General features: G+C 71.8%; 5 protein-coding genes and 1 tRNA gene. 1 reads left to right on the forward strand and 5 read right to left on the reverse strand.

Annotated elements, in window-relative coordinates; genetic code table 11:
• Window positions 1-50: 50 nt before the first annotated feature.
• Complete coding sequence (locus tag WH07_RS38030; protein ID WP_079023540.1) at window positions 51-320, reverse strand: hypothetical protein; 270 nt, start codon at window positions 318-320, stop codon at window positions 51-53.
• A 61-nt stretch (window positions 321-381) separates the two neighbouring features.
• Here WH07_RS38030 and WH07_RS24955 point away from each other — a divergent pair, with 61 nt between their 5' ends.
• Window positions 382-1,005, forward strand: a complete 624-nt coding sequence (locus WH07_RS24955) for an HAD family hydrolase (protein WP_198533887.1) — start codon at window positions 382-384, stop codon at window positions 1,003-1,005.
• A gap of 271 nt (window positions 1,006-1,276) precedes the next feature.
• Here WH07_RS24955 and WH07_RS24960 read toward each other — a convergent pair whose 3' ends face one another.
• The 4 genes from WH07_RS24960 to WH07_RS24985 form a co-directional block, all read right to left on the reverse strand.
• Window positions 1,277-1,489: a hypothetical protein gene (locus tag WH07_RS24960; protein ID WP_046504292.1), complete on the reverse strand. Its 213-nt coding sequence runs from the start codon at window positions 1,487-1,489 to the stop codon at window positions 1,277-1,279.
• Window positions 1,490-1,642: 153 nt separating this feature from the next.
• Complete coding sequence (locus WH07_RS24965) at window positions 1,643-2,857, reverse strand: APC family permease (protein ID WP_046504302.1); 1,215 nt, start codon at window positions 2,855-2,857, stop codon at window positions 1,643-1,645.
• A 200-nt stretch (window positions 2,858-3,057) separates the two neighbouring features.
• Window positions 3,058-3,603 carry a hypothetical protein gene (locus WH07_RS24970; RefSeq protein ID WP_046504305.1) on the reverse strand — a complete coding sequence of 182 codons (546 nt, stop codon included), beginning with the start codon at window positions 3,601-3,603 and terminating at the stop codon, window positions 3,058-3,060.
• Between the two features lie 1,475 nt (window positions 3,604-5,078).
• A tRNA-Lys gene (locus tag WH07_RS24985) sits at window positions 5,079-5,151 on the reverse strand.
• Between the last annotated feature and the right edge of the window lie 75 nt (window positions 5,152-5,226).

Below are 5,226 nucleotides of genomic sequence, written 5' to 3' on the forward strand. Positions count from 1 at the left end.
ATGTGGTCGAGGCGGCCTAGCCCGCCCGCGGGGCGGGCTCCGCGGGCGGGCTAGGCCGCCTCGACCACATCGGCCCTTACCGCCGCGGCCCACTCCACCAGAAGCCGCTGGTAGCGCTCCTGCTCCGCGGGCGACAGCGCGCCACCGGCCCGGCCCCACAGGGCACGGATCTCCGCATTGACGACGGCGGCGGAGCGCACTGAACCCTCCACGGACACCGAGGCGGACGCGGCATCCGTCGAGGCGTCGGCCGGAGAATCGGCCGAGGCATCGATCGAAGAGGCGGAACTCGAAGGCGAACCGGACGAGGAAGCGAACATAGGAGACAGGCTACGGCCAGCCACTGACAATCGGCAGAGCGTGTCCCTTTAGCGTGGACCGGTGATCGAAACCATCGTGTTCGACGTCGGCGAGACCCTCGTACGCGACGACCGCTACTGGGCCTCCTGGGCCGACTGGCTGGGTGTCCCCCGGCACACCGTCTCCGCGCTCATCGGCGCCGCGACCGTACAGAACAAGGGCGACGCCGACGCCCTCCGCCTCATCAAGCCCGGTATGGACATCGGCGCCGCCAACCGTGCCAGAGAGGCCGCCGGCCGTGGCGAGCATCTCGACGAGTCCGATCTCTACCCGGATGTACGGCCCGCCCTGGCCGGTCTCCAGGCGCTCGGCATCCGGGTGGTCCTCGCGGGCAACCAGACCGTCAAGTCCGGCGATCTGCTGCGCCGCCTCGATCTGCCGGTCGATCTCGTGGCCACCTCCGCCGAATGGGGGGTCGCCAAGCCCGACCCGGAGTTCTTCGAGCATGTGATCGAGGTGGGGCGGGCGGAGGCCGGCAGAACGGTGTTCCTCGGCCGGCGCGCGGGCCTGCGCACGGCGCATCTGCGGCGGGGGCCCTGGGGCTATCTGTGGGCGGACGACCCGGAGGTGGTGGAGGCGGCGGACTGGCGCATCGACAGCCTGACGCAGCTCACGTCGATCGCGGCGACGATCGCCCCGGACTGAGGACGACCGCCCCGGGCCAGGGGCGACGGCTCCGGACTGAGGACGACCGTTCCGGACCAAGGGCGACGGGCTCCGGAGAGAACGACCGCTCCGGACCAAGGGCGACAGCTCCGGAGAGAACGACCGCCCCGGACCGAGGGCGACGGCTCCGGACCGGGTAAGGCTGCGCCGGATGCCGTCCGTGGCCCCGGCCGGGCTGTCCGTGCGCGTGGACGCGCGTCCCGCCGTACGTTCACGCGGTACGTTCACGCGGTACGTTCGCCCGCACGTTTCACGCCGCGTCGTACTCGTGCGCCGGACCGCCCTGCCACTCCACCCAGGCCGGGTCGTCGAGCAGTTCCCAGGCGTCGGGCAGACCGGCCAGGCGCAGGAATTCGATGAGGTGGTCGTCGGAGTGGGCGAGTCCCATGATCCGCCCGCGGACCGTGACCCGCCGCCCGCCTGTCCCCGACGGCCGGTGGACGACGATCGGTGCATCACTCATAGGGCCAAGAGTGCGACCTTCGCGCCCGCTCCGCAGCCCCTGGGAATCCCCTTTCGCGTCACATTCCACTCCGGGGCCCGGGCGGGCCCGGGGCGGCCCGGGGCGGACCTGCCGCGCCAGGGCCCGCCCGGCGCGGGGGGCTCAAGCCGGCGCTCAAGCCGCCTTCCCGGCCCGTCTCCGTACCCCGTACACCGCCGCGCCGACCGCCAGCACCGCCGCCCCCGACACGACCGAGGACACGGGCAGCGCGAACGCGAGCAGCAGACAGCCGGCCAGCCCCACTACGGGTACGGCGCGCGGCGGGCGGCGCTCCGCGGCGGTGAGGGTGAGGGCGGCGGCGTTCGCGACGGCGTAATAGACCAGGACGCCGAACGAGGAGAAGCCGATGGCACCCCGTACATCCACGGTCGCGGCGGCCACCGCGACGACCGCGCCGACAGCGATCTCGGCCCGGTGCGGCACCTTGAAGCGCGGGTGTACGGCGGCCAGGGCGTGGGGCAGGTGCCGGTCGCGGGCCATCGCCAGGGTCGTACGGGACACACCGAGGATGAGCGCGAGCAGCGAGCCGACGGCGGCGACCGCCGCGCCCACTCGTACCACCGGCACAAGACCGGGCACCCCGGCCGCGCGTACCGCCTCGGCGAGCGGCGCCGCGGCACCGGCCAGCCGCCCGGTGTCCAGTACGGACAGCGCGGCGAACGCGACGGCGGCGTAGACGATCAGGGTGATGCCGAGAGCGAGGGGAATCGCGCGGGGGATCGTACGGGCGGGGTCGCGGACCTCCTCGCCGAGCGTGGCGATCCGCGCGTACCCGGCGAAGGCGAAGAACAGCAGCCCGGCCGCCTGGAGCACACCGCCCGCGCCCACCCCCGTACCGAAGGCCGGGCCCGCGCCGCCGGAGGTGTCACCGGTCAGACAGGCGACGACCACCGCGGCGAGCACGGCCAGTACGACGGCGACGATCACGCGGGTGAGCCAGGCGGACTTCTGTACGCCGACACAGTTCACCGCGGTCAGCGCCACCACGGCGGCGACCGCGACGGCGTGCGCCTGCCCGGGCCAGGCGTACGCGCCGACGGTCAGCGCCATCGCGGCACAGGACGCGGTCTTGCCGACCACGAAGGCCCATCCGGCCAGATAGCCCCAGAAGTCGCCGAGCCGTTCGCGTCCGTAGACATACGTTCCGCCGGAGGCGGGGTAGCGGGCGGCCAGCCGCGCGGAGGAGGTGGCGTTGCAGTAGGCGACGACGGCGGCGATGGCCAGACCGGCGGTCAGCCAGGAGCCGGCCGCCGCGGCGGCGGGGGCGAGGGCGGCGAAGATCCCGGCGCCGATCATCGCGCCGAGCCCGATGGTCACGGCGTCGAACAGCCCGAGGCGACGGACGAGTTGGGCCGTACCGGACGGGGGCGGACCGGATGGGCCGGAGGAGCCGGGGGAGCCGGATGGGCCGGAGGAGCTTGACGGGCTTGAGGAGCCGGAGGGGCCGGACGGGCTTGAGGAGCCCGAGCGGCCTTCGCGGCTTGAGGGGCCCGAGTGGCCTGAGGAGCCCGTGGGGCTTGAGGAGCCGTTCACGACGGACGCGGGGTGGCGGCGTAGACGTACGGAGCGCACACCCCGGCACTGTGATGGTCGGCGGCGGCCAGCGCGACGGCGAGCCGGGCACGCGGCTTCATGGACAGGTCGGCGGTGGCGTGCAGCGCGCCGAGGGCGAACTCGTCACCGCCGCCGACCGCGGCGTATCCGTCGGCCGACTCGGCGACCTGATAGTCGCTGTCTATCGCGAAGAGCCGTCCCCGTACCCCCACGAGAAACGTCCCGGCGTGCTCCTGCTCGGACTCCTTGCGCGCCCAGCCGCCGTCCTTGAGGCAGGTCCGCAGCGCGTTGACGAACGTAGTGACCATGAACCGATCCAGATCCCCCTTGGGCCGCGGCACCTTGAAGGCGTGCCGGAGCAACTGTCCCATCCGGAAACTGGTGGTGAAACCCATGACGTACGGCCCGTTGGTGAACACCTTGGGATCGCGGCGGACGGTGATCCGGTATCCGGCGACCCCGGCGGAGTCGCCACCCAGATAGACACGCTTCTTGTGCACCAGTCCGACTATCACCGTCACGTGGGCCTCCGAGATCTCGGCGGATGGGAAGGTGCTGAGCACGCACCACCCGCAGATCGTCCCGCAGCCACCCGGCCCCCGAAAGAACGCCGGACCAGCCACGCACCGGGCCCGGCCACGCGCCCTGACCAGCGACGCGTCCCTCCGCCCGGCCGCGCGCGGGCCGGACGGAGGGACGGCTGCCGCCACACAGAGGCACGGCCTCTACGGCCGCTACTGAAGGGCCGCTACTGAAGCACGTAGGCCCCGGCGAACCTTCCGCCCTCACACCTTACGGACCCGATGGGGTACACCACCGTCCCTCCGCCACTGTTGCACTGGAAAGCCAGCACGAAGTCCTCAGGCCCCGCGGGGGCGGGGGCCGGGGCGGCCGAGGCATTCCCGGCGACCCCGATCTGCATGAACAGCCCCAGCCCGACTGCGGCCAGGGACGCGAGAGTACGACGCATAAGAGGCTCCTCGCTCGACGTGTCACGGAGATACCGCGACCACGAGACGCATGCCACCTTTCTCTACCAATCACCCCAATTAGTGCGATTATTACCACGATCGAGTAGCAGACGGGGGTACGGGAGGACGGATCTCGGCGACGACCCGGTCACGAAGGAGCGAGCCGTTCGGCATGGAGGCCTTTGGGTCAGTCCCGGTCCGGCAGGTTCCACAGGTGGAGGGTCGTCCGATCCTTGGAGACCGTGTACCAGGCGCCCTGCCCCGTCGATCGGGGCCGACACCGTGCCGTCGACGGGGTCGACGATCAGCCATTCCTCCTTGACGTCGTGCCCCGCGCGGTTGCGGACGTGTGCCCACAGGAGCTTGCCGTCCGAGGAGAAGGCCGCCGAACCGATGTCCGCGCGGCCGTGCCAGTAGTCGTCGGCGTACTCGGCGAACGAGGCATGGGCCTCGGTGCACGTGGCGGGTGACCAACAGCCATGCCGGATCTCCCACCGCACAGCACCGTTCGCACCCACGGCTCGCAACGCGTGCACGCCGGCGAATACGGCGACATCACCTTCGGGCGAGACAGCCACCGCCCCATACCGGCCGGGCCAGGGCGCGGGAAAGCGGATCTCTGGCCCCTCCCCGTTGAGGTCACTGAGATCACGGACGACCAGTTCGGCGTCCCCACGCTGCACCAGCAGCCTGCGCCCGGGCCAGTGCAGCACCTGAGGCACGTCCGCGGATGCTGGGTCGAGCGGAGCTAACGACGGTGGCCACGAGACGGGGAGCGACCTGGGCAAGGCCCCCGTGAAGAGCGTCGTTTGCCATCCCCGTACGCTCTCACGCTCATCGGACGGCACACATCTCGCCCAAAGCCACCCGCTCCGCCCGCTCCCCGCATCGAGCCGCCACCGTCCGGCCCTCAGAGGCGCATCCGCTCACGCAGGGCCCCTGAAACGACGGAGCGCCCCTGCCGGCCGGGACCGGGTGGGGCGCTTCGTAGCAGGTCGGAGAGTGTAGGCCCGACCCGCCGACAGTAGGCCGTGTGGGACTCGAACCCACAACCAACGGATTAAAAGTCCGCTGCTCTGCCAATTGAGCTAACGGCCCTCGGTGCGACACACACGAGCATAGCCCGCCGGGGAGCGTGCGCCGATCGGGTATCGGGGTGGGGGTGTCGGGGGG

Origin of the sequence: Streptomyces odonnellii (genome assembly GCF_000981895.1) — a bacterium.
Classification (GTDB): Bacteria; Actinomycetota; Actinomycetes; order Streptomycetales; family Streptomycetaceae; genus Streptomyces; species Streptomyces odonnellii.

Coding starts and splice junctions, on each gene's coding strand:
- WH07_RS38030 (WP_079023540.1), bottom strand. CDS start 320: ATGTTCGCTTCCTCGTCCGGTTCGCCTTCGAGTTCCGCCTCTTCGATC.
- WH07_RS24960 (WP_046504292.1), bottom strand. CDS start 1,489: ATGAGTGATGCACCGATCGTCGTCCACCGGCCGTCGGGGACAGGCGGG.